The 24,812-nt window shown below is 52.7% G+C and carries 24 protein-coding genes; 12 read left to right on the forward strand and 12 right to left on the reverse strand.

The window, feature by feature from the left end; all coding sequences use genetic code 11:
• Nucleotides 1-27 precede the first annotated feature (27 nt).
• Both hpsN and hpsO read left to right on the forward strand, forming a co-directional pair.
• On the forward strand, nt 28-1,011 hold the full coding sequence (hpsN, locus tag PN477_RS18960; RefSeq protein ID WP_272118486.1) for a hormogonium polysaccharide biosynthesis glycosyltransferase HpsN: 984 nt from the start codon (nt 28-30) through the stop codon (nt 1,009-1,011).
• A gap of 66 nt (nt 1,012-1,077) precedes the next feature.
• Complete coding sequence (gene hpsO / locus PN477_RS18965; protein ID WP_272118488.1) at nt 1,078-2,250, forward strand: hormogonium polysaccharide biosynthesis glycosyltransferase HpsO; 1,173 nt, start codon at nt 1,078-1,080, stop codon at nt 2,248-2,250.
• Here the strand turns inward: hpsO and PN477_RS18970 are convergent.
• Nucleotides 2,229-2,744, reverse strand: coding sequence for a GNAT family N-acetyltransferase (locus PN477_RS18970; RefSeq protein ID WP_272118489.1), 516 nt, complete (start codon nt 2,742-2,744; stop codon nt 2,229-2,231). The genes hpsO and PN477_RS18970 overlap by 22 nt on opposite strands.
• 139 nt (nt 2,745-2,883) lie before the next feature.
• Between PN477_RS18970 and PN477_RS18975 the strand changes: the two genes are divergently transcribed.
• The 4 genes from PN477_RS18975 to PN477_RS18990 all read left to right on the forward strand — a co-directional run bounded on the left by PN477_RS18975 (nt 2,884) and on the right by PN477_RS18990 (nt 7,771).
• Nucleotides 2,884-4,191, forward strand: a complete 1,308-nt coding sequence (locus PN477_RS18975) for a Tudor-knot domain-containing protein (protein ID WP_272118491.1) — start codon at nt 2,884-2,886, stop codon at nt 4,189-4,191.
• Between the two features lie 305 nt (nt 4,192-4,496).
• The gene (locus PN477_RS18980; RefSeq protein WP_272118492.1) at nt 4,497-4,742 is read left to right on the forward strand and encodes an RNA recognition motif domain-containing protein; all 246 of its coding nucleotides are present in this window, start codon (nt 4,497-4,499) and stop codon (nt 4,740-4,742) included.
• A 216-nt stretch (nt 4,743-4,958) separates the two neighbouring features.
• Nucleotides 4,959-6,980, forward strand: coding sequence for an acylase (locus PN477_RS18985; protein WP_272118494.1), 2,022 nt, complete (start codon nt 4,959-4,961; stop codon nt 6,978-6,980).
• Nucleotides 6,980-7,771: a YdcF family protein gene (locus tag PN477_RS18990; RefSeq protein WP_272118495.1), complete on the forward strand. Its 792-nt coding sequence runs from the start codon at nt 6,980-6,982 to the stop codon at nt 7,769-7,771. Before PN477_RS18985 ends, PN477_RS18990 begins: the two co-directional genes overlap by 1 nt.
• A 20-nt stretch (nt 7,772-7,791) precedes the next feature.
• On the opposite strand, the gene PN477_RS18995 is transcribed toward PN477_RS18990, so the two are convergent.
• Nucleotides 7,792-9,462 (reverse strand): transglutaminase domain-containing protein, encoded by a 1,671-nt coding sequence (locus tag PN477_RS18995; RefSeq protein WP_417158858.1) that lies wholly within the window; start codon nt 9,460-9,462, stop codon nt 7,792-7,794.
• Between the two features lie 313 nt (nt 9,463-9,775).
• Here PN477_RS18995 and PN477_RS19000 point away from each other — a divergent pair, with 313 nt between their 5' ends.
• On the forward strand, nt 9,776-10,615 hold the full coding sequence (locus PN477_RS19000; RefSeq protein ID WP_272147553.1) for a DUF928 domain-containing protein: 840 nt from the start codon (nt 9,776-9,778) through the stop codon (nt 10,613-10,615).
• Nucleotides 10,616-11,217: 602 nt separating this feature from the next.
• On the opposite strand, the gene PN477_RS19005 is transcribed toward PN477_RS19000, so the two are convergent.
• The 3 genes from PN477_RS19005 to PN477_RS19015 form a co-directional block, all read right to left on the reverse strand.
• Nucleotides 11,218-12,447: an S-layer homology domain-containing protein gene (locus PN477_RS19005; RefSeq protein ID WP_272147555.1), complete on the reverse strand. Its 1,230-nt coding sequence runs from the start codon at nt 12,445-12,447 to the stop codon at nt 11,218-11,220.
• Nucleotides 12,431-13,000 (reverse strand): hypothetical protein, encoded by a 570-nt coding sequence (locus tag PN477_RS19010; protein ID WP_272118504.1) that lies wholly within the window; start codon nt 12,998-13,000, stop codon nt 12,431-12,433. Before PN477_RS19010 ends, PN477_RS19005 begins: the two co-directional genes overlap by 17 nt.
• 385 nt (nt 13,001-13,385) lie before the next feature.
• The gene (locus PN477_RS19015; RefSeq protein WP_072619690.1) at nt 13,386-13,712 is read right to left on the reverse strand and encodes a DUF3155 domain-containing protein; all 327 of its coding nucleotides are present in this window, start codon (nt 13,710-13,712) and stop codon (nt 13,386-13,388) included.
• Nucleotides 13,713-14,034: 322 nt separating this feature from the next.
• On the opposite strand from PN477_RS19015, the gene PN477_RS19020 reads away from it, so the two are divergent.
• The 3 genes from PN477_RS19020 to gifA (PN477_RS19030) all read left to right on the forward strand — a co-directional run bounded on the left by PN477_RS19020 (nt 14,035) and on the right by gifA (PN477_RS19030) (nt 16,009).
• Complete coding sequence (locus PN477_RS19020) at nt 14,035-15,342, forward strand: sensor histidine kinase (protein ID WP_272118508.1); 1,308 nt, start codon at nt 14,035-14,037, stop codon at nt 15,340-15,342.
• A gap of 173 nt (nt 15,343-15,515) precedes the next feature.
• On the forward strand, nt 15,516-15,716 hold the full coding sequence (gifA, locus tag PN477_RS19025) for a glutamine synthetase inactivation factor IF7A (RefSeq protein WP_072619688.1): 201 nt from the start codon (nt 15,516-15,518) through the stop codon (nt 15,714-15,716).
• A gap of 92 nt (nt 15,717-15,808) precedes the next feature.
• A complete protein-coding gene (gene gifA / locus PN477_RS19030) occupies nt 15,809-16,009 on the forward strand; it encodes a glutamine synthetase inactivation factor IF7A (RefSeq protein WP_272118511.1) in 201 nt (66 codons plus the stop codon).
• A gap of 181 nt (nt 16,010-16,190) precedes the next feature.
• Here gifA (PN477_RS19030) and PN477_RS19035 read toward each other — a convergent pair whose 3' ends face one another.
• From PN477_RS19035 to PN477_RS19045, 3 genes are all read right to left on the reverse strand, one after another.
• Nucleotides 16,191-17,042: a pentapeptide repeat-containing protein gene (locus tag PN477_RS19035; protein WP_272118513.1), complete on the reverse strand. Its 852-nt coding sequence runs from the start codon at nt 17,040-17,042 to the stop codon at nt 16,191-16,193.
• A 263-nt stretch (nt 17,043-17,305) separates the two neighbouring features.
• Nucleotides 17,306-18,592: an L-lactate MFS transporter gene (locus tag PN477_RS19040; protein WP_272118515.1), complete on the reverse strand. Its 1,287-nt coding sequence runs from the start codon at nt 18,590-18,592 to the stop codon at nt 17,306-17,308.
• 192 nt (nt 18,593-18,784) lie between these two features.
• The gene (locus tag PN477_RS19045; RefSeq protein WP_272118519.1) at nt 18,785-19,642 is read right to left on the reverse strand and encodes an NAD(P)-dependent oxidoreductase; all 858 of its coding nucleotides are present in this window, start codon (nt 19,640-19,642) and stop codon (nt 18,785-18,787) included.
• A gap of 319 nt (nt 19,643-19,961) precedes the next feature.
• On the opposite strand from PN477_RS19045, the gene PN477_RS19050 reads away from it, so the two are divergent.
• Nucleotides 19,962-20,378 carry a bacteriohemerythrin gene (locus PN477_RS19050; RefSeq protein WP_072619681.1) on the forward strand — a complete coding sequence of 139 codons (417 nt, stop codon included), beginning with the start codon at nt 19,962-19,964 and terminating at the stop codon, nt 20,376-20,378.
• A gap of 484 nt (nt 20,379-20,862) precedes the next feature.
• On the opposite strand, the gene cysH is transcribed toward PN477_RS19050, so the two are convergent.
• From cysH to PN477_RS19070, 4 genes are all read right to left on the reverse strand, one after another.
• Nucleotides 20,863-21,618: a phosphoadenosine phosphosulfate reductase gene (gene cysH / locus PN477_RS19055; RefSeq protein ID WP_272118521.1), complete on the reverse strand. Its 756-nt coding sequence runs from the start codon at nt 21,616-21,618 to the stop codon at nt 20,863-20,865.
• A 41-nt stretch (nt 21,619-21,659) separates the two neighbouring features.
• Nucleotides 21,660-21,818: a hypothetical protein gene (locus PN477_RS19060; RefSeq protein WP_272118523.1), complete on the reverse strand. Its 159-nt coding sequence runs from the start codon at nt 21,816-21,818 to the stop codon at nt 21,660-21,662.
• 89 nt (nt 21,819-21,907) lie between these two features.
• On the reverse strand, nt 21,908-23,044 hold the full coding sequence (locus tag PN477_RS19065) for a citrate synthase (protein WP_272118525.1): 1,137 nt from the start codon (nt 23,042-23,044) through the stop codon (nt 21,908-21,910).
• Nucleotides 23,045-23,523: 479 nt separating this feature from the next.
• Nucleotides 23,524-24,132 carry a hypothetical protein gene (locus PN477_RS19070; protein ID WP_272118526.1) on the reverse strand — a complete coding sequence of 203 codons (609 nt, stop codon included), beginning with the start codon at nt 24,130-24,132 and terminating at the stop codon, nt 23,524-23,526.
• Between the two features lie 164 nt (nt 24,133-24,296).
• Here PN477_RS19070 and PN477_RS19075 point away from each other — a divergent pair, with 164 nt between their 5' ends.
• The gene (locus PN477_RS19075; RefSeq protein ID WP_272118528.1) at nt 24,297-24,608 is read left to right on the forward strand and encodes an urease subunit beta; all 312 of its coding nucleotides are present in this window, start codon (nt 24,297-24,299) and stop codon (nt 24,606-24,608) included.
• Nucleotides 24,609-24,812 lie beyond the last annotated feature (204 nt).

Raw genomic sequence — 24,812 nt, forward strand, 5'->3', positions numbered from 1 at the left:
TACCCTCTGCACCGTGGAGCAATCACCGTGGCACTTCCTTCTATTTCCGTAATCATCCCCACCTACGGGCGCGAAGACCCCCTCAAAGACTCCATCGAGGATGTTCTCCAACAAGACTATCCGGGGGATGTGGAAATCATCATCGTTGACCAAACCGCCCACCACACCCCCGCCGTGGAGCAGTATCTTACCCAGCAAGCCGCCGCCGAAACAATCCAATGGTGGCGCGTCCAATGGGCGAGTTTACCCGGAGCGCGGAACTATGGCGTGCGACGGGCCACGGGGGAAATTGTCCTGTTTATTGATGACGATGTGCAGTTACCACCGGGCTACCTCGTCGCCCATGGGAAAAACTACGATCGCGCCGAGATTGGAGCCGTCGCCGGTCGCGTCTTTGACCGGATGAAACTCGCCGATGCCAAACCCGGCTTAGAAATTGAAGACCTCCCCCCCCAAGCCAGCGATCCGGGGATTGCCTGGTATCACCTCGATCTCGTCCATACGGTGAAACCCCAGCCGATTATCTCAGCGCGGGGGTGCAATATGTCCTACCGCCGCGAGGTGTTTACCACCTACGGGGTTTGGTTTGATGAGCGGTTTCGGGGTTCGGCGGTGCGGGAAGAGTCGGATTTTTGCCTGCGGTTGCGGCGCACGGGCTATCAGATTTGGTACGACCCCGCCGCGCATTTGGTGCATTTGGGCGAAGAAACCGGAGGTTGTCATGACATCAGCACGCGATCGCTCAGTTATCAAATCACCTTCTACCACAATCATTTTCTCATGGCCCAAAAAAACCTCACCCTGGGCCAACAACTCCGCCTCTACGCCAAACTCTTTGACTGTCACGTCCTTGGCCATCCCCCTTGTTATAAAAGTGGTTCCCCGATCAAAGTCCTCTCGCGGGGCGTGTTCTACACCATCGGGTTTTTTGATGCGCTCAAATCCCGCCTTATGACCCTGTGGAATGATGGCCAAATCCAGACCCAAACTGACGAAATTCTCCAACCCTAACCCCGGTGTGAGGTTGCGATCGCTCACCCACACCCCCTTGAAATCCATAATCAGCCCTTAACCCTGATGCGAATTCTGATTGCTAGCCACTCCTATATTGTGGATCTCAACTGCGAAAAACTGCGCCAATTGGCCCAGCTTCAACCGGACATTGAAGTAACGGTCATTGTGCCCCAACGGTGGCGACCCGGCGGGGTGCAAAATCGGATCATTGAAGCCCCGTTGTGGCAGGACAATCGTTTTCGTCGGATTCCCCTGCCGAGCGTGAGTGAAAATAACCAAGGTCTCCTCACCTTTGGCTGGCCAATCATTCCACTCTTGCGCCATTTTAAACCCCATATTATCCACGTTGAACAGGGGGCAAAATCCCTCGGCTACGCGCAACTCATTTTATTGAATAAACTGCTGGGATTGCGGGCGAAACATTGCTTTTTTACCTGGTGGAATTTGCCCTATCATAATAAATTTCCGATCAATCTTTTAGAAACATTTAATTTGCGCCATACTCACGGGTTAATTGCCGGTAATCAGGACGGGGTGACTATTTTACGGGAGCATGGCTATCGCAATGCGGCGACGGTGATTCCACAGTTGGGCGTGGATGAGGTGTTATTTAAACCGGAACCCCAGCCCGAACTCCGGGCCGAGTTGCAGATTCCGGCGGAGCATTGTGTGATTGGGTTTGTGGGGCGGTTTGTGCCGGAAAAGGGGATTATGACGTTGTTGGCGGCGTTGGCGTTGCTGGGCGATCGCCCCTGGACATTGCTCCTGCTCGGACGGGGAGAGTTGCAAGGGGACATTGAAGCCCAGGCCGCAGCGGCGGGATTGCGCGATCGCCTCCGGATCGTGGCATCCGTGCCCCATACCGATGTGCCCCGCTACATCAACGCGATGGATGTGCTGGTGTTGCCGTCGGAAACCAGTGAGCAGTTTAAAACCCTGACCTCGGTGGGCTGGAAGGAGCAGTTTGGCCATGTGTTGATTGAGGCAATGGCCTGTCGTGTGCCGGTGGTGGGGTCAGATTCGGGGGAAATTCCCCATGTGATTGGCGCGGCGGGGTTAGTGTTTCCGGAAGGGGATGCGGCGGCGTTGAGCGATCGCCTCGCGACCTTGATCGATTCCCCCGCTGAACGGGAACAATGGGCCGAACTCGGCTATCAGCGAGCCATGGAGCGGTACACCAATCTTGCCCTGGCGCGGCAACAATTGCAGTTTTATCAATCCTTGCTTGCGTCTTGAGTTCGTAAGGCTTTCACGAGCCGAAAATCATCCATCACAAAGCCGCCCCCGATATCCGTGACGATCGCATCCTCCACCGTAAACCCCAATTTTTGATAGATCGCGAGGGTTTGCTCGTTGTGTTTATTGACGGTTAAGGTGATGCGATCGCAACCCTGTTCCTGGGCGATCCGTTCAATTTCCGCCATCATCTGCCGTCCGTACCCCTGACCCCGCTGCCCCGCCAGGACATAAAACTTACTCAAAAACAACGATTCACCGTGGGGCTGGACGGCAAAATAACCGATCTCCCCTGCGGCTCCCGTCACGAGGCGATAGTAATATCCCGCTTGGATCTGGGCTGCGATCGCCCTGGGGGATTGGAATCGCTCCAGCATATAGTCCACCTGAGCCATGCCGATGATGGCGGTGTAGTGGTGTCGCCAAATGCGATCGGCCAGGGCTGCGATCGCGGCACAGTCCGCTTCGGTATGAACGGGGTGAAAGGTGAGCATTCTAGAGTCTAAGCCGCATCTGTAAAGTTTATTAGCCAAAATATAACGATTCACAACGCGAGCGCTGCAAAACGCCGATATTCCACAGATTGTTAGAGAAATACTGAACCATCATCCACACGTACCGCAGGGGAATCCCATGGCTGACAGCATTATTCAATGGGTTGAGACCTTACCCGCCGACAACATCACCGTCAAAGTTCTCAAGGCGATCGACTTTATCACGCCCGGCCAATGGGAAAATGTGACGGACTTTGATGCCATGATCGCCACTGTCACGGGGGAAAGCAATCCGCGCACCATCGCCCGCATCCGCGATCGCGCCCAACGCCTTTCCCTCGATCCCCAACAGCCCTATCAACGCACCCTCACCCTCTACAAAACCATCGATAAAGCTGACGGGGCCCTCGCTGCGGCTGCCTTAGCGAATAAGGTGGGAGAAAAAATCAGCTTTCTGGGTTTCCTCAACGCCATCACCCCCAAACCCGACACCGTCCAAAGCATTGATCTCCTTCTCAAAGTCGCCATCGAACTGATCGCCTACTGCCAACTGAACGGCCTACAGCCCAATCCGGTGCAATTTGCCCAATCCTTAGGCGAAAACTATCAAGATGCCGCCCTGATGCGGATGAAAGCACTGGTTTGTATTGATGCTCTCCTACCCTTGGGCACTGATTTTCTCACCAAAATCCATCAGGTAATCCAAGGAACCGACACCAGCGGCATCACCCAAAGCCCGGTATTTTTAGCCGTGAATCAATACCTCCCCGGCAATAACCCTCAGGATAAGGTGGGATTTCTCAGCCAGAGTTTTACGGCGGTGGAAGGGTGGATGTCGGGGTTTGTGGCGAAAACGGGAATTACGCCCGAAAGCATCGCCCAAAGTTTAGGGAATTTTATCCAAATGGCCGATGGCAAACTCGATGTGATTGCGGCGCTGTTGGATCAAACCACAAACTATTACGAACATACGGGGATTCAAACCGTGGCGCGGGCGGTGATCCTTGCTGCCCACGCGCAGATTCAGGCCGAACCGGAGGAGGAAGCGATCGCCGCAATGCAAGCCCCCGAATCAGCCGCATCTGAGGGCGATTATCGGGTGGGTCAGGCGGTGGAGGTGTGGGATGAGGACGAGGAAGAATGGTTTGAGGCAAAAATCATTAAAGAACGCCTCAAGAAAAATGTGACGCAATATAAAGTTCACTACGTGGGCTATGACGAAGATGAGGATGAATGGGTGGATGGGGATGAGTTGCGATCGCCCGTGGCTGGCCCCCTCGACGATAACGGATATGGCATCGGTCAAACGGTGAAAGTGTGGGACGATGACGAAGAAGAATGGTACACCGCTGTAATTCGCCAAGGCCGTGAGGAAGAGTATTTTGTGCATTATGTGGGCTACGGTTCCTCGGAGGATGAATGGGTTGATCTAGATGAAATAGCCTAGGGCGATCGCGATGCCCATGGGGGTAAGGTCTTGGCCCAGCGTTGACGAGATCATTGCCCTTATTTTTGGAGTACCGTATACCTCTAAAAATTCCTGATGAACTCAGCCATTTTATCGATCAATTGTGGAATTTTCGTCAGGAGCGATCGCCCCGAAAAAGCGGTGCTACAATGGGCAGGTGAGTATAAGAGAATCGGTAAATTCAGCTTGCTTTCAACTTGACAGGTTTTCCCTCGGCTTTTGATAAGCGTCGCTCCGCAATCTTGGCTCTCTACATTCCACTTGATCTAGGAGATAGTTTCTCAATGTCCATTTATGTTGGTAATCTTGCCTACCAAGCAACAAAGGAAGGGATTACCGAAGTCTTTAGTGACTATGGCACGGTAACGCGAGTACATCTTCCCACTGATCGGGAAACGGGCCGGATACGAGGGTTTGCCTTCGTTGAAATGAAGGATGAATCGGAAGAAGCCAAAGCAATTGCTGAGCTTGATGGCGCAGAGTGGATGGGTCGTCCGTTAAAAGTCAATCCTGCCCGACCCCGTACCTAGACTGATGTACCAATGCTCCCTAGGGGGGTAGGGTTAATGGTTAACGGTGATCCTCCTAGCGATCGCAAAAAATGCACAGGATACACCTCTTTTTTGGGGCGGTGCTGCCTGTGCATTTTCATCATGTTGAGACGTTAAATGATGCTGTCTCGTTTGCGAATACACTGGCTCGGACTGTTGTTCCTAGGCGGCTTGATCCTTAGTTTTGGGCTACGAATGAATGCTCCTGTTTTCAGCACCTCTTCCCCAGAAATTCTGTGGGATACCTGGGGTGTCCCGCATATCTACAGTCAAACCCGGACAGAATTGGGCCATGGCTTTGGGTATGCCCAAATGCAGAGCCACGGTAATTTAATCCTGAGACTATACGGCCAAGCGCGGGGCCGGGGGGCGGAATATTGGGGCGAAGACTATCTCGCGGGCGATCGCCTCACCCACAGGATGGGCATTCCACGACGCGCCCAGGCCTGGGAAGCGGCCCAAACCCCCGCAATGCGCGAGTATTTAACGGCGTTTGTGGCGGGGATGAATGCCTACGCGACGGAACACCCCGACGCGATTTCGCCCCAATTTCGCCCCCTGTTGCCGGTGACGGTGACCGATGTGCTGGCCCACCTCAACCGGGCGATTCATTTTCATTTTGTGGTGGGGCCATCGGTGGCGGGGTCGAATGGCTGGGCGATCGCACCCTCGCGCTCAGAATCGGGCCATAGTTTGCTCTTGTCCAATACCCATCTCCCTTGGGGCGGGCTGTTTTTGTGGTACGAAGCGGATCTACACCTGCCGGATCTGAACCTGTACGGGGCGGCGTTGGTGGGGATGCCGATGTTGGCGGTGGGGTTTAATGATCATCTGGGGTGGACGGCCACCGTCAACACCTATAAAGGCTGGACAGATTATGATCTTTCCCTTACAGCAGGGGGCTACCGTTGGGATGATGCGATCCAGCCCTTTGATACCGAGGACATCATTCTGAAGGTGAAACAGGCCGATGGGACGCTCCGGGATGAACCGTTGACCGTGGAGCGATCGCGCCATGGCCCGATCATTCAGAAAACCGAGAACAGGGCTACGGCGCTACGGGTGGCAGGTTTGGAAAAGGCGCGGATGCTGGATCAACTGTGGGCGATGGGGACGGCCCGCGATCGCGCCGAATTTGAAGCCGCCCTCACCCAGCAACAACTGCCGATGTTTAATTTTTTGACGGCAGACCGCAACGGCGAGATTTTCTATATTTTTAACGGTCTAGTCCCCGTCCGGGCGGGGGGGAATTGGCGCGACCATCAACAGCCACAACCGGGCAACACCGCCGCGACTCTCTGGACGGACTACCATCCCTACGCTGACCTGCCGAAGGTGGCCAACCCGGCCAATGGTTGGCTCCAAAACACCAATGATCCCCCCTGGACGACGACCATCCCCGCCACCCTGGCCCCGGCAGATTTCCCGGCCTACATGGCCCCGCCGAATCTGACGGGGGCCTTGAATCTCTTGCGGACACAGCGATCGCTCCACCTGATCCAATCCCAAGACCGCTGGAGTTTGGCGGAACTGGTTCAGGCTAAATTTTCGACTCGGATCGAATTGGGCGATCGCCTCGTCGATGCCCTGATTGCCGCCATTCCAACCGACCCCGATCCCCTCCTCCAAGCCGCCGCCACCGTGCTCCAAGGCTGGGATCATCACGCCAACGCCGACAGTCGCGGCATGGCCCTCTTTGCCCAATGGTGGGCGGCCATGCCCCCGGATGCCTTCGCCGTCCCCTGGGATGCGGCGCAACCCTTAACCACCCCGGCAGGCTTGGCAGACCCAGCCACCGCCCTGGCGACGCTCCGGGATGTTGCCCAAGCCATGCAATCCCATTGGGGGCGGCTGGATGTACCCTGGGGAGAGTTTATGCAGCTTCGGGTGGGGGATCGGGTGCAGCCGGGCCGTGGGGCAGCGGGAGCCGTGGGGAGTTTTGCGGTGATTGATAGCATTCCGGGGTCGCAGCCGGGTGAGCCGTGGCGGGCGGTGGGGGGTGATAGTTTCATTGCGGCGGTGGAATTCAGTGACCCGGTGCGGGCGTTGGTGTTGAACCCCTACGGCAATGCAACCCAGCCGAATTCTCCCCATCGTGGCGATCAGTTGGCCCACTATCGTCACGGGAAATTGCGGGAGGCTTGGCGCGATCGCACCACCATCGAAGCCCACCTCGCCAGCCGTACAATTCTTGATTCACTCTCTCCAATGCCCTGATGTTTCTCTTTCTCTCGAAATTACTGCCGGTTTTCGTCTATCCCTTGGGGTTGGCCTGTGTCCTGATGGTGGTGTCGTTGGTGCTGGCCTGGTGGCGATCGCGCTGGACGATGCTCCCGATTGCGATCGCCCTCGGAACCCTTGTCATTGCCACCAATCCGGGAGTCAACACCGCCCTGCTCAAGTCTTTGGAATGGCAATACATTCCGGAAGGACGATTACCCAAAGCCGAAGCGATCGTCATCTTGGGGGGCGCGTTGAAGTTTCAAGAAGCCCCTCGCCCCACCTTGGAAGTGACGGAGCGGGGCGATCGTATCCTCTACGCCGCCACCCTCTACCACGACGATCGCGCCCCCCTGATCATCGCCAGCGGCGGGCGCATCGGGTGGCATGGCGAAGAACCCCCCGAATCCGAAGACATGGCCACCCTCCTTAGCCGCTTGGACATCCCCAAAACCGCCATCATCGAAGAACCCCGCTCCCTCAACACCTACCAAAACGCCCTCTACACCAAAGCCATCCTCGACAAAAAAGGGCTAAAACGGATTCTCCTCGTCACCTCCGCCTTTCACATGCCCCGCTCCGTGGCCATCTTTGAAAAGCTCGGCATGGACGTGATCCCCGCCCCCACGGACTTTTACATCACCGATGGCAGTGTGACCGGGACAGAACGCACCCTCGTGGGGAATCTTCTCGATCTTGTGCCGGAAACGGGCCGACTCGCCTCCACCACCGAAGCGATTAAGGAATACATCGGAATTTTGATCTATCGCTTGCGGGGCTGGGCTTAGACGTGAGGCAATGGAAACGATTACGGGGGCGGGGGTTGGAGTTCTTCGAGGATGGTAAACCGGACATGGTTAATCGCCAAATCGCCGATGGAAAGCTGCTCTTTCGTCGTCGCAATGTCGTTGATATAGAGTTTCTCAAAGGGAACACCTTTGCCCATTTCGGCGTGATACCAGGCTAAACCCATGAAAAAGCGCGTGGGATAGGGGCCGCCTTCCACCACGTCATCGGGGTTTGATTCCATCGGTAGCCAGCCGTAGCCCGGTAGATAGAACTCCATCCACACATGGTTAAAGTCCGGTTCGAGGAGTTGACCCCGTTCGAGGGCTTTGGCGGGGCATTTATAACGGCCGACGGTGCGGCAGGCGATGCCGTTGAGGCGGGCGAGGGCGAGCAACACCCCTAGATATTCACCACAGGAGCCAACTCCCCGCGCTAGGGCTACGTCGGGGGTATCGATATGGGGTTTGATGCCGTAGGAGAGGCGATCGTAAACATAGTTGCGGATGTTGTACATTTTCCGCAGCAGGTTCGTTTCGTTGCCGATCGCTTCCTTGGCGGCCCGTTGAATAATCTCCTTATCCATGGCCAGATTGTCGTTGTCCACCAAATACCGGGTTTGGAATGCTTCGGAGAGTTCGGGCACGTTTTCGCCATCTTGGGGGCCGAATTGGTATTTGATGCCCCAGACTTCAAGGGTGGCTTTCCAGCCGAAAATATAGCGTTCGCTGGATTTGAGGGTGTCAAATTTAAATACCGCGAGGCGTTGGCCATCGAGTTCCCGTTCTTCAAAGGGCAGGCCGACGGCTTCGACTGAGCGAATTTTTTGGCGGGGCGTTTCGGCGGGGAGGGCCATGCGCCATTCTAAATCCTGCACTTCCACGGGGTCGAGGGGGGATAATTCCTCGACGTAGGACATTTCGACGAGATAGCCGTTGGAGAGGGCGAGGTTTTGATCGGGATAGTAGGCGAAGTAGAGGGGATGGATGAAGGTGCGATCGCGGTATTGCAGTTCGTGGTTGGGGTTGGCGTTGGGGTTGTCGCGTAGATAGGGTTCCTCTTGGGCGTAGGCCACGTAGAGGACATCCTCGTTAAACGCCAGGCCGGACGGGGCATCAAAGGGGGTCAAGACATTGAATTTCATTTCCCCCGTGGCCCGGTCTAAGCAATAGACACTTTGTTCGATATTGTCCGTGAGCCAGAGTTCTTCGCCATGGACGGTGATGTTTTCGAGACCAATGCCGGGGGCGTAAAAGCGAGTAATTTCGCGGCGCGTTTCCCGACTAAAAATGAGGATGTGGCCCGTGCGCTGACAGGTGACGTAGATTGTCGATTCCCACACGGCAATGCCGTTGAGGGGGTAATACAGACTCAAGAAGCGATGGGGATGGAAGCGATCGGCATCTTCTAAGGAACAAAAATAGATATCTTCCCCTCTGGTAAACCAAAGGGTGTCTTGGGCGATCGCCAATCCCGTTGCACCCACAAAATCTTGCCAACTGTGGGGATTAATAATCCGAGTGTTGTGGGTGTGGGCTTGAATCTCCAAGAGATACCCTGTTGTGGAATCCAAGGCGTATAGCACATCTTTGTGAAAGGCAATGCCATGGATGGACGCTGCTGCAAGAGGATGAATCGTCTGAGAAGACGGAGCAGACGCTGCCAAAGTAGAAAGGGACGAATCGGGAATCATGCTCAGTGGGCGTGAAGAAACAGCAGTAGATTCACTGTCAGAAAGTGACGTTGACGGTAAACCCCCAAGTTAGCAGATACTCCCACGCTCTCACTGCTTAAAGTGAACTTTCTCTCGTTGGACGTTTATTCTCCAGTTCAGTTACAACAAGACTAGAGAACGATCAGGGTGCCATGAGCGTAGGATTCATAAGTCCACTTTATTTTTTCTGTCTGATTCCGATACTTTATAGGGACAAACATAGGTCATGCCGTATTTAAACCGTACATCGCGCCGAATTTCACGGGCTATTCTCGGAGGCAGTGTTGCCCTGATGACCCTACTCGCTCCGGTGGTTGTTGCCTCCGAGGGTGCGATCGCCCAAAACTTACCCAGCCTAGAACAATGGCAAGAAGCCGGGTTCACCCCCGCCGTCGATACCTCTCCCCAACGCAGTGATGTCGGCGGCACACGCGGTGGCCCCACCGAAACCGCTACCCCTGCCACAGAGGCCACCGATCTGATGGCCCTTGTTCCCAATTACAATCGCTTTGGTGTGACGGTACTTGATAATCCGCACCTCTTGGTCTATCTACCGAAGGCCAGCACCAATCGGATTGTGCGCCTTGAAATCGAAGCCGTCACCGTTGCAGACTCCGAAAATGGTGGCACCACCCAACATCAATTTGTTCATGCCCAAGAATGGGAAGTGGGTCAAAACGGCGGCATTATGGATTTGAGTTTGCCCTCCTCCATTCCCCATGCGGAGCATCCCCAGGCCCAGCGATCGCTCCTCCAAGCCAACACAGACTATCGTTGGGTCGTCTTGGTCTATGACAACACCGACGCGATTACCGGCAAAGTAGAGGGCTACATTCGCCAAATTGAAGTAGACCAAGTCCCATGGCGCAATGCAGACCCTAACACTCCAGTCATTGCCGACTACCTCAGCAGCCTATCCCCCCATGACCAAGGCACATTCCTATTTCAGAATTTTGTGTGGTACGACGCAGTGAAGGCCCTAGCCAACGCCTACCAAGATGATCCAGTCGCCACCGAAGCCGATTGGAAACAAGTCTTGAAATTGACCGGCTTAACGGATGCCCAAATCAACACCGTACTCACACAAATGTCCCAAAATCGCGACTTCATCCAAGGAGATGCTCTCCTGTGATTTAAAAATCTCCCGGCTTCAGGACGGGGGATTTTTGGTTCAATCAACTACCCTGATTCAACGCAGCGAAAAAATGGTCTAAGAGGCTGTTTGAAACGTTAAACTCAGATCCACAGCATGAGCCTCACTCAATGGCAACAAGGGGCTTAAGCCCCTTGCCTCTCTACTCAAGACACTTTTTGAACAACCTCTAAATCCTGCCCAACCCATACGATCAAGCACCATCAATGCACCGCATTGATCACGAAGAAAACCCTCTAGGGTCAGCTAGAGGGTGATAGTCCATCAGTCAGGGTAATATCGAGGACAGGCAGTGTAATCGGTTGGATTGGGTTACATCGTCTGTCTCGCTCCCTATTGATTTAGACTAGGGTAAAGTTGTGAAAAAGCCGTGAAAGATGGGCCGGATTGACGCAAAAAGGCTGTTTTTTTTTGCATTGTCTGATTTCTGGACTTAACGGGGCTAAATTCTCACTGAACTCTATAGCGATCCTAAATCAATCGGAGATCTGATCTCCTCATCAACAAGGGGCTTAAGCCCCTTGCCTGTTCGTGAATCAAATAGGATTGCTATAAATTCTAATTGGAGTGGATCATTTCTACTATGGGGGTGGTGAAGTTGAGGATGTGGCGGCATCGGGACGGGCGATCGCTTCTGAGGCGGTGATACTCTCCCCCTGAAACCCGAAAGACCACAAAGCGGCGGCGGCTTCACCCTGGGTGACTGTTTTTTTCGGTTGTAGTAATTTTGTATAGCCAAAGGCGCGGCGTAAATTGGCGCGATCGCCATTGTCATAATCGGCCAACAGCGCCGGAAACACCGCAGGATTGATTTGGTCGCTGTCTTGAAAACCCCAGGTTTGCTGCACATTTTGGAGGGATGCGGTGGGTAACGTTGTGCGCTGATCGAGGGGGACTTTCCACAGCAGCAGCGTTTCACGGCTTAAGGGGGCATCGGGTTGAAACAGGGTAACATCGCTACCGCTGAGGCGCGAGGGAATCATTCCCGCTTCGGCGAGACCTTGAATGATGGCAAAATCCGGGTCGCTGGTGGGCACATCGGCGAAAATGGGCTGGCTGCTGGGGGTGGCGGGGCGGATTTGTTTCGTGGGGCGATCGCGGTAGATGCGGTTATGGGTGGTCAATAGCCAGCGGGCAAAGGTGCGGCGGGGAATGGTGGCATCGGGTTGAAACGAGGTGGGAATCGCGCCTAATTGGATCAAATCCTCCCCAAAGTTCGGGAGGGTGGCATTGGCAACCGGTTCCTCTGGGCTGGGTGGCGATGGACTCTCGGAAGGTGCGATCGCCGCCGTGCGATAGTCCAACCGGAATCGATTCGCCTCCGGAAACGTCAGGGTAATTTGGGTATCCCCCTGGGCCATAGTCAGCCCTGCGGTATCCGCTTGAAAGGCTTCGGTCACTGTCCAACCCTTATTTTGGAGAAACTGACGGTAAAAGCGAGCAATCTGCGCCGGATTCGCTGCCACTTCCCACAGGGTTTCTCCTGTGCCAACACCGAGGCGATAACTGGCCGTTAAGAGTTCGGCTTGGGGGTAGCGGGGCACATCATCCGGGAAGCTTTGGGGCAGCTTCACCGTGTCATCTACGATGTCATCCGCCGGGGGTGGGCTGTCGGCGGGGGTGGGGCTGGGATTGGGGGTTGGCGTAGCGGCGGGACTGGGCGCAACGGCAGGAGCTTCGGCCTGATCGAGCAGTTGAGGGTCAGGGGCAAACCACTGTTGAGCGGTGCGATCGCCACTACAACCCGCCACCCACAACAGCATTAACCACCCACTCCATCGAGACACCGTTCGCTTAGAGATCCGTACCAAGGGTGTCGTTTGTCGCAGGAGTGTAGATTTCGCGGGGGAAGTCTTCCGCATCAAGACAGGACGAAATCGCATTTTCCGGTTCGAGGGGCAGTTCTGCACTCAGTCCCACCACACAGGCAGAGTAACGTAGGGGCAACAAACTCCGCCGACAATGATCGAGGGCAGACAACGCTACCTGCTCCACATTCCCCACCCGTGACGCTTGGGGTTCAATCACATAGGTATTGATATCCACCACGCATTCCGCCAGTTCCACCGGTCGCCGCACCCGGAAACAGGCAAACAGGGCATTTTGAGCGGGAATGGTGGTAAAGGCATCAATCCCCGCCACACAGCCGGAAAAGTCAGTGGGTTCGAGCGCCATCGCACAAGCGACCTTGGTCTGCTCATCAACAACCCCGACGCTGCTTAGCTCAAAGGCACATTGTTGAAATTCACGGGGCTGGTATTCGCGCCGATATCGCGATGCCTCACTGGCGGTGGCACTAAAGGTTGTGAGCGGCAACGCAACAATGGTACTCAGTGCTAGTACTCGTTGAATAAAACCTCGCATAGTGACGCAATTGCTCGTAACTAGGGTGGATAATTTCACAATACTCAGTCCAGTAAAGCATATCTTGCCGAAGACCGGGAATCCAGGCGTTGTCTTGCCTAGAGAAATTGTCAGATCACGGAGGGGGGATTTGTATGATCGATTACAGAACCAGAAATGAGGTGCGTTAACCTTGAAGGCGACGGGGAATCAGTTTGAGAGCGATCGCAGTCTATCCCAATCCAGAATACGGCAAAACACATTAGATTCAGCCTCTTTCCCACCGCGAAACCATTACCGAATCACACCTTAGAAAATTTTAAGTCCCACTTTACCAAGGCATGATAAAGTGGGAAAGCTTCATTCACAAAGCTACAGTATTGGGTAAAAGCGTTTCGTACAGTGATTACTGACTCAATGCTGTGCTAGTGGGGCCCTTTGCTTGGGTATTGTGGGGTGCAACCGTTCGCAAACTCGGAAACAGAAAGTGATTTTCTTCGACGTACTGTGCGCCGAACAGTCCTTTTTCTGCCCAGAAGTATCGATCGGTGGTGTGCTCATTCCGGCGGACGACGAGAACAGCGGGAGGTGTAATGCCCTGGGAGGCAATAAACTTACGTGCTGCTGTCACTGGTTTATCTTCGCCACTTTCTAGATTATACTGGGGTACTAACTCTAGAATTTTACGTCCTTCTTGGCGGCGACGGCTTTTCCGTTTACGTTTCCTTGCCAATCTAAGTACCTCCTGACCTCAATTGTGTACTGTAGTTATAGCTACAAAATTCGAGCACAGCATACCAAATCTAAACCCAAAAATCAATAGTGCTGATGTCTTTTTTTGATTAAGCCTTTTTTCCCTGGGTCATGGCACTAGACGTTGCCCATGATGTGGAGTGCTTGATTCAGTTTTCTCGATATTTTGCAGCGCTCACTATTAAAGAATCTAGCATAGTCCCCTAAGATTGTTATTCTTCTTTAACATTTTGTAGAAATGTCGCTTAGTTTACTAGGAAGGACAGGTTCACCCTGGTCGCATCCCGAATTCTCCGGTGTCTATGCTTATTCCGGCTAGTCCAGAATTTATTCAATTGTGCCAAGCCCAAGTGACGCTTTTGGCTCAGAGCCTGCGTGCAACTTGGTGCGCTGTGTATTTAACGGAAAATTGGATTGATGGGCTGCAACCTCAACTGCATCCGGTGGCCGAATATCCCAGTGCTGCGTCTGCCTCAACGCCATCAGCACCCTTGGCGATCGCCCCCTCTGCTCCCGCTCCTCCCCCCTCTAACGTTGCCCCGACCCCGGAACCGAGCACCCAGCCGCCACCGGTCACCGAGCCGGATCTATCCCGCTCTACGCCTTGGCAAGATTCTGTGTTGTGGGGCAGACGGCAGGTTATTTTTCCCTTGCTGCATCAGGGTTTGGTGATGGGATTGCTGGTGGCCCGACGGGAAACCCAGGCTTGGCAAACGTCGGAACTGGGGCAGTTTAAGCAGGGTGCTCAAGCCCTGGCCATTGCCTGTTTTCTCGATCAACAACATGGCCAAGCGCAACAAAAACTGACCCATCATTATCACCAACTCCAGCAGCAGCGCGATCGCCTGGATGATCTCCTCCATCAACTGCGCAATCCGATGACAGCCCTGCGCACCTTTAGTAAGTTGCTCTTAAAACGTCTTTTGCCGGAGGATCGCAACTATCCCGTGGCGGAAAATATGCTCCGGGAGAGTGATCATATTCAAGCGTTGCTGCGTCAGTTTGATCAATGGCTCGCGGCGTGGGAATCGCCGCCCCCGGTGTTAACGGGGAGTCCTGAGCCTTATTTGTTACCCAGTCATCGGGCAGGCGCATCGGAGCAAAATTCATCCCACTCGGTTTCGCCCCCCACGACGCTGCACTATGAAGCCGTGCCGCTGTCGTCGTTTTTGGTGCCGTTGGTCGAGTCCGCGCAGGCGATCGCCGCTGAACGTCAGATCACGATTGAGGTTGATCCACCGAATCTGTGGCCCGCCGTCTGGGTGGATGCGGCAGCATTGCGGGAAGTGGTGGGAAATCTGTTGGACAATGCGGTGAAATATACGCCCGATGGGGGACGGGTACGGGTGAGGATGCAGGGGAATGCTGAACAATGTGGGATTGCGATCGCAGATACCGGGGTGGGGATTCCCCCGGCGGATCACAACCGCATTTTTGATCGCCGCTATCGGGGAATTCAAGCCCAGGGCGAGATTCCCGGTACAGGGCTAGGGTTAGCGATCGCCAAAGAACTCACCGAACAAATGCAAGGCCACATCGAACTGCAAAGCCCCATTTACAGCGATCCCGACGCACCCGGCACCTGTTTTACCCTGTGGCTGCCGCTGTGATCCACCCTAATGGCGAATCTTGAAATCTAAACTGAAAATCATATTTTTTGTGAATAAATGTTAATTTGCGGAATTTTGTAGCCATTGTTACAGAATTACCTGGTAAATTAAAAGGGTGAGGACTAAGCAATCGCTCACAAACGCTATTCTTCTCAGTCATTCGGAGGTTTCCCATGAATACCCAAAATCAAGCCCGTGCAATGATGATGCGCCACACCCATAACATCCGCAATCGCCAGCAATCCATGCTCGATCGCACCGCTTCTGAAATGGGTCTCGATCTGGACAGCAATCAATACACCAACGCCATCCAAGGTAAACCCAGTTCCGCTTCGCGCCTCAGCTATGACCGCAGCAACTCAGCCATGAGTTAGTCGCGATCGCTCTCCATCCCAGAGAGCGCATCTTGACCCCCACCCGACATCTTTTTCTCACTCACCCTATTTTCTGATTGGAGATTTATCCTATGAATACCCAAAATCAAGCCCGTGCGATGATGATGCGTCACTCTCATAACATCCGCAATCGCCAGCAATCCATGCTCGGTCGCACCGCTTCCGAAATGGGTCTCGATCTTGACCCCAATCAATACACCAACACGATTCAAGGCAAGCCCAGTTCAGCGTCCAGCCTCAATTATGACCGCAGCAACTCAGCCATGAGCTAATCTCCTTCCTGCGCTTCAGCGTCAGCATTCCGATCTTTTCCGGTGGCTGCGCGATTGACCATCTTTGACTGAAGCGACCTGAAATTAATTCAACCTTCCTTCCCTTAAATTTTCTCCCTAAACCCAGACGTTCTTGGTGAGCGGCTGGGATCTTTATTGGGCGTTATCGATTTGAGATTCCTTAATCCCAGCGGTGTTGTCGAGCTTCAGAGACAATTTCTTGGGCTTCTTCTAGGGGAATATCGTAACGATCGCTGAGAATTTTGGGAATGCGATCGCAAGCCGCATTAGAATTCAAAGCGTATTGCTGGGAATAATACGGCAACGCCGCGTGACATAAAAACGGTGACGGTTTTGCCTTGAGTTGTAGCGGTTCAAGGTTGAGAACCTCGCGTAAATTGACAAAAAATAATAACGCCCCCCCCAGATCAGCATCGCCCAGATTAGCACCCTTAAGAAAAGTACAGTTGAGGTCAGCATCGCGGAGGTTGGCATAGCGGAGATCAGAATCCCGAAGATTGGTATATCTAAGATCAGCCCCCTTTAAACTGGCATATTTCAGCAATGCACCATTGAGGTTCGCGCCGCTGAGGTTAGCCTGGATCAAATTCGCACCACTCAAGTCAGCCCCACTCAAGTCAGCACCACTCAGGTTCGCGCTACTCAGATCAGCGCCGCTCAAGTCAGCCCCACTCAGGTTCGCATCACAAAAGTTCGCCCCGTTGAGATCAGCCCCTCGAAAGTCGGCAGTCCCGGCATGGCGATCAGGCCGGCGAAAACATCTCACCAAAAAAGCTACGCCGATAACCGTCACGATGACTTCAAAACTGCCGATGGGAAAATTACGACGTGATTCAGTCGAATTGCCCGTCTCGTTCTGGATGCGGTTGCTGTCATCCGGTTGAAGCGCCAGAGCCGGGAGCAGAGAAAGCCATCCCACCAGCGTCAGTAAAACTGGCGTGGCGATCGCACCAAGCCCCCATTTTGGGGTGAACTTGTCTGGTTGTCGCCACTGTTTCAATCGCACCCGCATCACTAAAACTCCTTCAGCATTAATCTTAGTCTGGCTTCCCAAATTCAGAAAGGCACTCAGGTTTATGCTGACTTAAGACCCTGGTTTACGTCAATACTTTAAGGATTACAATTAAAATCATCATATTCACTTAACTCCCTACTGATATTTCTGCGATCGCCCCTCAAAAAAATATTCATCACGTTGCTGAAATTGATTAACAAATGTCCTAGACAAGGCGACGATCAGCATTTAATCCGGGTCATCCGATGGCCCCTTGTGGATCATTTTTGGTCTGATTTTGATTCTAAAATTGAGTAATTGGCAGCACTTTTTTCGGGTTTGAGAAAAAGGCTAGCGATGACAATGCCAATAATGGCTAACAGTGCCATGGGATAAAACACATAGTTATAGGTTCCAAACAAATCCCGAATGCGGCCAGTGACCACTGTGCCAATTAATGCACCAATGCCATAGGCTGTGAAAACAATGCCGTAGTTTTGAGCATAGTGGTCAGGGTTAAAAAAGCGCAGGGTAATAGTGGGAGCCATGGCTAACCAACCCCCTAAGCAAAACCAAAAGAGACAAAAAGCAATGAGAAATGTGGCGACCTGACCCGTGCGAGCATTAATCATTAAAATGCAAGCGATTAAAATCAAGATGTAAGAAAAAATTGCGATGTGGTGAGGCTTGAAGTGATCGCTTAACCACCCGAAAAGCGGACGACTGACACCATTAAAGACAGCAAAGAGTGAGACGCTAGCGGCTGCAATTGTCGGGTTGATCTCAATAATCTCTTCTCCCACTGGACTGGATATCCCAATGGCACTTAATCCGATAATTGTGCCAATCGCATAACAAACCCAGAGTCCATAAAACGAGTGACTTTTGAATAAACTGGCAGGATAGTGTGAGGCTAAGATCGGTTGTGTTGAGGCGATCGCATGGGCAGGATGCCAACCCTTAGGGGGTAACTTCAAGGTGAAGGCGATCGCCACAATGATGGCGATAAATGCCATACCGAGAACCCGCAAGGTCGGGCGGACAGTGTAGGCACTAATGAGGTAATTGGCCAGCGGTGCAGTGATGAAGGGGGACAGACCAAAGCCAACGATGGTCAACCCCATGGCTAATCCTTTTTTGTCAGGAAACCAACGCGCCACCACCACCATCGGCACGCCATAGGTAATCCCCACGCCAATACCCGCGATCGCACCATAGGTGAACACTAACCCCCAAATCTGGGTCGAAAAACTGGACAGAATATAACCTAAACCGACAATAATCCCACCAATTGCCGTTGTGCGTCGTGTGCCAATCCGAGGAATATAAAACCCTGCGATCGGCATTGTTGCCGCGTAGAAAACCAGGGCAACGGTATAGGGTAAGAGGCTTTGGGTTGTGCTAATCCCTAGCTCATTTTGTAAAGGAGTTCTAAAAATACTCCACGAGTAGACAGTGCCTAAGCACAGTAAAATAATGATTCCCAACAGAATCAAAAACCATCTGCCCTGCTCGGCAGGCTGACCAAAGAGGGTTATTTGGGGTTGAGAAAGCGGGGGACGCTCCATAGTTTTCCTCGAAAAATTAGAATCTTATCAAGGATGAGTCAAAAAAGCACATTATTATTCACAAAATTTTCAGAATTTGGGGTGGTACGGTAGCCATCAAAGCGGTGAAGATCTTCAGAATTCGCATCAAAGCGGAAAGCATCTTTGGTTTGGCTGCATTCCCATCGGTTTTGCTCGGTTGAGGGTTCGGGGTTAATCGGGGGCGATCGCGGTGAACAGGGCTGAATAATCATCCTCTTGATGGCCAGATGCGATCGCAGTTTTCAGCACAGTAATGACCCCCTGCACAAGATCATTTTGATACCCAGGGGTCGCGTCTTGAAATAATGCCATGTCTTTTAAAAGATGTTTGGTCGGAAAATTCGGATTGGTAAAATCCTCGTCAACCATCCGCTGTAATTTCTTATCAAAGGTAGGGGCATACAGCGCACTCTCGCGCAAGATATTCATGAAAATATCGACATCTAACCCTTCAGTTTGGACAAATTTCAAGCTCAGAGCAAACGCCGTAGTTAACGAGCCAATCAATTGATTGAGGGCTAATTTTAAGGCTGCCGCTGCGCCAATTTTGCCCACATGAATCGGCTTTTCCCCCAAGACCTTAAAGAGCGTCGTGTAGTTCATGTATTGCTGGGGCATGTCGCAGCCCACCATCACGAGCAATGTCCCAGCTTTCACTTGGGGAATGCTGCCCAACACTGTTGCTTCTAAATAGTCACCGCCAGCGGCGCGAATTTTAGCGGCTAAATCCCGACTTTCTTGGGGGGCGATCGTGCCCATTTGAATGAAGGTCTGACCCGCTATCTGTTTGGTAACGTCGTCTTGCCACAATACTGCATCAATGGCGGCGCGATCGCTCAGCATCAAAATCACCACCTCCGCCGCCTGCAACACCTCCGCCGCCTGGGTGGTGGTTGTGCCGCCTGCGGTTGCGATCGCCTCTAACTTACTCACAGTACGATTGTACGCTGTCACCTGATGCCCCGCTGCAATGAATCGCAGTGCCATCGGTTCACCCATCAACCCCGTTCCCAAAAGCCCAATCTTCATCGCCTGATCCTCTTCCCATGCACAATCACTCGGATTCTACCGTGAGACGACCCCACCGCCTCGATGATTATCGACCGGCGGACTGTGCTCCAGTCGGGGGAGTCCGGGACAAAAACCATTAAGAAACACGAACTTTTCCATAAGAATAGTGATAATTCCCAAGTTTTTCACAAGCTTGCGGACACAATAAGCCTATATAGCAATCCTAAATCAATTGGAGATCTTATCTCCTCATCAACAAGGGGCTTAAGCCCCTTGCCCGTTCATGAATCAAATAGGATTGCTATAGTCACGTCCTTTGAGATTCGGAGTTATAAACATGCCACTAATCTGGGATGATTCTTTAAAGATTGGTATTCCTGAAATTGATCAGCAGCATAAACAACTCATCGACCAAATGAACTTGTTGGTTGAAGCGATGAAGAACAATAAAGGTCAAGACGAAATTCAAAAAATTATTAATTTCTTAGATCTCTACGTGAGACAGCATTTTGGCTTTGAGGAACAGTGTATGCACCGCTACAAATGCCCGATCGCTCAGACGAATGATCAAGCTCATCAGCAGTTCATTGCGAACTACGAGGAGATTAAGACAGAATTTGCCAACCGTGGCCCTAGCTTTGTACTGGTGTTGCAAATTAATCAAAATCTTCTCGACTGGTTTATTAACCATATTCGCAAAATTGATACCCAGTTAAAGCCATGTATGCCAGCATCCACCCAAACCTTTGCTTAATGGCTCTTTTCACGTCGTGCAGCAGGGGGGTTGATGATGGAGTCCTCTCTTTGGACTTGCTGATCCATAAATCAAATTGCGAGTCTGGCTCTGGCAAGAGTGAGTCAGAGGCTCACACTACTGTCGTAACACAGCTAAAATAAGGCTTTGTTGTAGGGTGGGTTAGGCGGCTTAAACTCCCGCCATCACTGCAATCTAGCAATTCGCCGTAACCCACCGATTAACGTGTGCCACGACACTACGCACACGACCACGACAGTCATCCTCTGTTGTGCGAGCGTCTCGCTTGCTACCCTGATCATCCAGAAGATATGCAAGCTATAGCAATCAACAAGGGCATTAGGACAGGCAAGGGGCTTAAGCCCCTTGTTCTAGAGTCTCTGAATGTCCTAACCGCTCTGGCTAGTGCTATATATAGGTCAACATTGGCGCGTTAAGTATGAGCAGTTGTTCTCTGACCCGCACAGAATGTTAAAAACTCTATTTACAAGCTACTAGAGTCAAGGCTCTCAGCTTCACCGGCGGTTTGGGGTAAATGGAGGCCGCATTCTTGTTTCATGCCCTGAAAGCGGGTGTCGCGCTCGTGGGTATCGTCATCCATCAAGGGCCGACTCGAATGCCAATCGCCTACGGTGGTATAGCCTAGATCAAAAAATGGATGATAGGGCAAATTATGGCGCATCAAATAGTCATAAATGTCTTTGGCGTTCCAGTTCAAAATCGGCAGAATTTTGTGTAAATCCCCTTGGCGGTTGACAAAGTTGAGGGTGCGGCGGTGTTGGGTTTGGTTGCTGCGGAGTCCGGCGAGCCAAGCGGTGGCTTTGAGGTCTTGGATTGCCCGTTGCATGGGTTCTACTTTGCGAATCTGGTCGTAGCGGTTGAGGGCTTCGAGGTCTTTTTGCTCCCAGAGTTTGCCGTAGAGGGCTTCCATGCGGGCGGGGGAGAGGGTGGATTGGTACACCTTGAGGTTGAGACGGAGGCGCTGCTGGAGGTCTTCGGCAAAGCGATAGGTTTCTGGGGGCAGATAGCCGGTGTCAATCCAGATGACGGGAATGTTGGGAATGATGGAGGTGACGAGGTGGAGCATGACGGCGGCTTGAATCCCGAAGCTGGTGCTCATGACGGCACCGCTGCCAAAGGTTTGTCCACTCCAGGTCACGATGTCTTGGGCTGTGGCTCGCTCAAATTGGGAGTTCAGCGCGTCTAGGTTGAGGTTGGGAGAGGGGGCGGTGACGGTCATAAGCAAGTCTGAGATAGCACAATAAACGGTCGGGCTGGGGGCTAGGCAGCGGGGGATAAAACGGTGAGCATGGCTGTAAGCTTGGGTTTGTGGGAGCGATCGCAACCCTGTCGCCCCACCGAACCATGACAAGACTGCGGCATGATCAGGGCGATCGCCCACGGGGTTAATCCGAATTCACAAGTTTTCTCAGTGTACACCGATTATCCAACCCGAAAAGTGGGGAACAGGGTGGTAACATCCGACCCAGTGACCCCTTCAATCCCTGGCAAAAGACCCTCTGTGGGCCCTAACGGTCTTGGATCATCAAGTACGGTTGATTGTGTTCGCCTTTGTAGATTTGCGTCGGGCGGAAAATCCGGTTCGCGTCCAATTGTTCGCGCCAATGGGCTAACCAACCGGCGACCCGTGCGATCGCAAAAATCGGCGTAAACAAATCCGTGGGAATTCTTAATTTGCGATACACCAACCCGGAATAGAAGTCCACATTGGCATAGATCCCCTTCTGACCGAGGCGCGATTCCACCTCTTTTTCCAGTTCGATCGCAATGTCATAGAACGGATCATGACCCATCTGTTCAAACAGCCGTTCCGCCAGGGCTTGCAAAATCGTTGCCCGGGGGTCTTTGACCTTATAAACCCGATGTCCAAACCCCATGATCCGTTTTTTCTGCGTGACGCAATCATCCACATAGGCTTTGATATTGTCCACCGAGCCAATTTCTTGCAGCATCTCGATCACCTCCTCATTCGCGCCACCGTGGAGTGGCCCGGCTAAGGTTCCCACCGCTGATGCCACCACCGCATAGGGGTCGGTCATCGTTGAAGCCGTCACCATAGCCGAAAACGTCGAAGCGTTGATGGTATGTTCGGCATGGAGCAAGAGACAGACATCAAAAACGCGAGCGGCGATCGTATCCGGAACCCGCTCCGTCAGCATATAGAGAAAGTTGGTGGAATAGTCCAGGTCATCATTGGGCTGGATCGGGTCGTTCCCTTTGCGCATCAGTTGAAACGCTGCCACCATCGTGGGGATTTTCGCCAACAACCGCACCACCGCTTCCCGAATGTACTGGGGATCATTCAAGGCCCGCCGTGAGTAGAAGAGTCCCAGGGCTGCTGCTGAGGTTTGCAGTGCATCCATCGGATGCCCAGACTCTGGAAAACATTTCATCATGTCTCGAATCCGATACTTAATCCGACGATGAAACCGAATTTCCGTTTCAAAGGCATTCAGTTCATCCGCCGTGGGAAGCTTACCCCAGATCAAGAGATAGGCCGTTTCTAAAAAGGTGCTTTTTTGGGCCAGGGCTTCAATCGGAATCCCACGATATTCTAAGATTCCTTGTTTGCCATCGACGTAGCTAATGGCAGATTGGGCCGCTGGCACGTTCTCTAGGCCAGGGATATATTCACAAGCGGTCATAGCGTTTCCCTATAAACGAGCAAAAATCTTCTGACGTTAACTTACCCTATAACTGAGACTCTGTGGTGAATGGGTGGATTAATTTCAAGATTCCGACCCGGTGTTTCGGTAAAGTGTGGTGAGTGATACAAAACTGCAATTTAGTTGATCCTGGTGCAAGAATTCCCTGTGATTCTGTTGGTATGAATGCAGTGTTTGAAGGTCTTGGGGTGAGGATAAATGCTCTGACGATGGGGCTATTTGAGTGATAGTGATCCTCTGTGGGGCTGCCATGAATGGGTGAGGAGCGATCGCACTTTTTGAAGCATCAAAATTGGATCGTTTTAGGTTCAAAGTCGTTTTTAAATCACCCGGTCAGTGAGGGTGTCAATGGAGATCAAGATGATGAGTCACGGCGCTTAACGACGGAATGCCCTATTTTCTGGTCATTAATAATGCTGACTTTTCCCCCGGCGCAGATGGGTTTCAGGATGCATTATTTATGAATGGGGGGTGTTGTTTTTGACGCGATCGCTGGTGGCCTCTAGGAAGTTGGTGACGACTTGGAGTAATTTATGTACGCCGTCACTGCCCCCAGCAATGATGCCACCGGTGAGCAAAACATCCACCAGTTCTATACACAGTTGCTGAAAGGGTTGCACGGCTTCGAGATCCACGAGGAGGGCGAGCGATCGCACCCCACTCGCACTGATTAAAAGGCCGAGGATCAGGGCTGACCAGAGGGCGATCCGGGTGGTTTCGGCGCGGTAGTGCGATCGCTTTTTTTGGAGGGTTTGCACCTGAATCATCGCCGCGTTGAGGGCATCAGGATCGGGGGAATCCGATTGTTGGCAAGCGGTGAGGGCGGCTTGGGCTTCGTTGAGGGCAACGGTTAAGGCTAATTCATCGGGATCGCGCCAAGTGGTGACAAAAATTTCTAGGGAGCGTTCCAGGAGTAAGGAGATTATGAACAGCAGTGATAACACTTGGCTGATTTCGTCGAGGCCAAAGGGTGTGACGGCCAAAGGGGTGAGGGGGAGCCAGGTGGGGGTCGCCACAATGAAGGCAATGCCCAAGCCAAATAGAATCCACTGCGATCGCTTCACCATGCCAACACCCTTAAACGTGAAATGCCCTTCATTTTACGCTGAATCCCATCACGCTAGCGGCCGGATTCGCACAGTTCACAACATCCAATTCGCTACACTGAAAAGCAAACAATTTTGATCCATCGGGTCAGATCAACCCATTTATACCGAGGCAGGAGAGCAGCATGATTCCGGGTGAACTTTTGATCGAAGCGGGCGATATCGTTTTAAATGAAGGCCGCGAAACGCGATCGCTCAGTGTCGCCAATCAAGGCGATCGCCCCATTCAAGTCGGCTCCCATTTTCATTTTTACGAGGTGAACGCTGCCCTGAACTTTGATCGCGAAGCGGCCTGGGGGATGCGGCTCAATATTCCAGCGGGGACGGCGGTTCGCTTTGAGCCGGGGGATGAAAAGGCGGTGGAATTGGTGGCCTTGGTGGGCGATCGGGAAGTGTATGGCTTGAATGGTCGGGTGAATGGAACGCTCAACCGCTAGACCGTTAGCGATTTTGAGTTCATCGCACAGTAAGCCCTCACCCCCAGCCCCTCTCCCCGGTGGAGGGCTACTGCTTATACACAAACTGCTCTTAACGATGTTCACCTTCTCTCGATCCCCCCTAGCCCCCCTTAAAAAGGGGGGAACGAAAAAAAGTCCCCCTTTTTAAGGGGGATTTAGGGGGATCAAACGCAGACGAGGCCA

This window comes from Spirulina subsalsa CS-330 (assembly GCF_028330765.1).
GTDB classification, from domain to species: domain Bacteria; phylum Cyanobacteriota; class Cyanobacteriia; order Cyanobacteriales; family Spirulinaceae; genus Spirulina; species Spirulina subsalsa_A.

Excerpts from the sequence above, each read along its gene's own strand:
- PN477_RS19065 (WP_272118525.1), bottom strand. The coding sequence starts at position 23,044 with ATGACCGCTTGTGAATATATCCCTGGCCTAGAGAACGTGCCAGCGGCC.
- PN477_RS19020 (WP_272118508.1), top strand. The coding sequence starts at position 14,035 with ATGCTTATTCCGGCTAGTCCAGAATTTATTCAATTGTGCCAAGCCCAA.
- gifA (WP_272118511.1), top strand. The coding sequence starts at position 15,809 with ATGAATACCCAAAATCAAGCCCGTGCGATGATGATGCGTCACTCTCAT.
- PN477_RS19075 (WP_272118528.1), top strand. The coding sequence starts at position 24,297 with ATGATTCCGGGTGAACTTTTGATCGAAGCGGGCGATATCGTTTTAAAT.
- cysH (WP_272118521.1), bottom strand. The coding sequence starts at position 21,618 with ATGACCGTCACCGCCCCCTCTCCCAACCTCAACCTAGACGCGCTGAAC.
- PN477_RS19000 (WP_272147553.1), top strand. The coding sequence starts at position 9,776 with ATGACCCTACTCGCTCCGGTGGTTGTTGCCTCCGAGGGTGCGATCGCC.
- PN477_RS18980 (WP_272118492.1), top strand. The coding sequence starts at position 4,497 with ATGTCCATTTATGTTGGTAATCTTGCCTACCAAGCAACAAAGGAAGGG.
- gifA (WP_072619688.1), top strand. The coding sequence starts at position 15,516 with ATGAATACCCAAAATCAAGCCCGTGCAATGATGATGCGCCACACCCAT.
- PN477_RS18990 (WP_272118495.1), top strand. The coding sequence starts at position 6,980 with ATGTTTCTCTTTCTCTCGAAATTACTGCCGGTTTTCGTCTATCCCTTG.
- PN477_RS19070 (WP_272118526.1), bottom strand. The coding sequence starts at position 24,132 with ATGGTGAAGCGATCGCAGTGGATTCTATTTGGCTTGGGCATTGCCTTC.
- hpsO (WP_272118488.1), top strand. The coding sequence starts at position 1,078 with ATGCGAATTCTGATTGCTAGCCACTCCTATATTGTGGATCTCAACTGC.
- PN477_RS19035 (WP_272118513.1), bottom strand. The coding sequence starts at position 17,042 with ATGCGGGTGCGATTGAAACAGTGGCGACAACCAGACAAGTTCACCCCA.
- PN477_RS19045 (WP_272118519.1), bottom strand. The coding sequence starts at position 19,642 with ATGAAGATTGGGCTTTTGGGAACGGGGTTGATGGGTGAACCGATGGCA.
- PN477_RS18985 (WP_272118494.1), top strand. The coding sequence starts at position 4,959 with ATGAATGCTCCTGTTTTCAGCACCTCTTCCCCAGAAATTCTGTGGGAT.
- PN477_RS18975 (WP_272118491.1), top strand. The coding sequence starts at position 2,884 with ATGGCTGACAGCATTATTCAATGGGTTGAGACCTTACCCGCCGACAAC.
- PN477_RS18995 (WP_417158858.1), bottom strand. The coding sequence starts at position 9,462 with ATGATTCCCGATTCGTCCCTTTCTACTTTGGCAGCGTCTGCTCCGTCT.
- PN477_RS18970 (WP_272118489.1), bottom strand. The coding sequence starts at position 2,744 with ATGCTCACCTTTCACCCCGTTCATACCGAAGCGGACTGTGCCGCGATC.
- PN477_RS19010 (WP_272118504.1), bottom strand. The coding sequence starts at position 13,000 with ATGCGAGGTTTTATTCAACGAGTACTAGCACTGAGTACCATTGTTGCG.
- PN477_RS19040 (WP_272118515.1), bottom strand. The coding sequence starts at position 18,592 with ATGGAGCGTCCCCCGCTTTCTCAACCCCAAATAACCCTCTTTGGTCAG.
- PN477_RS19050 (WP_072619681.1), top strand. The coding sequence starts at position 19,962 with ATGCCACTAATCTGGGATGATTCTTTAAAGATTGGTATTCCTGAAATT.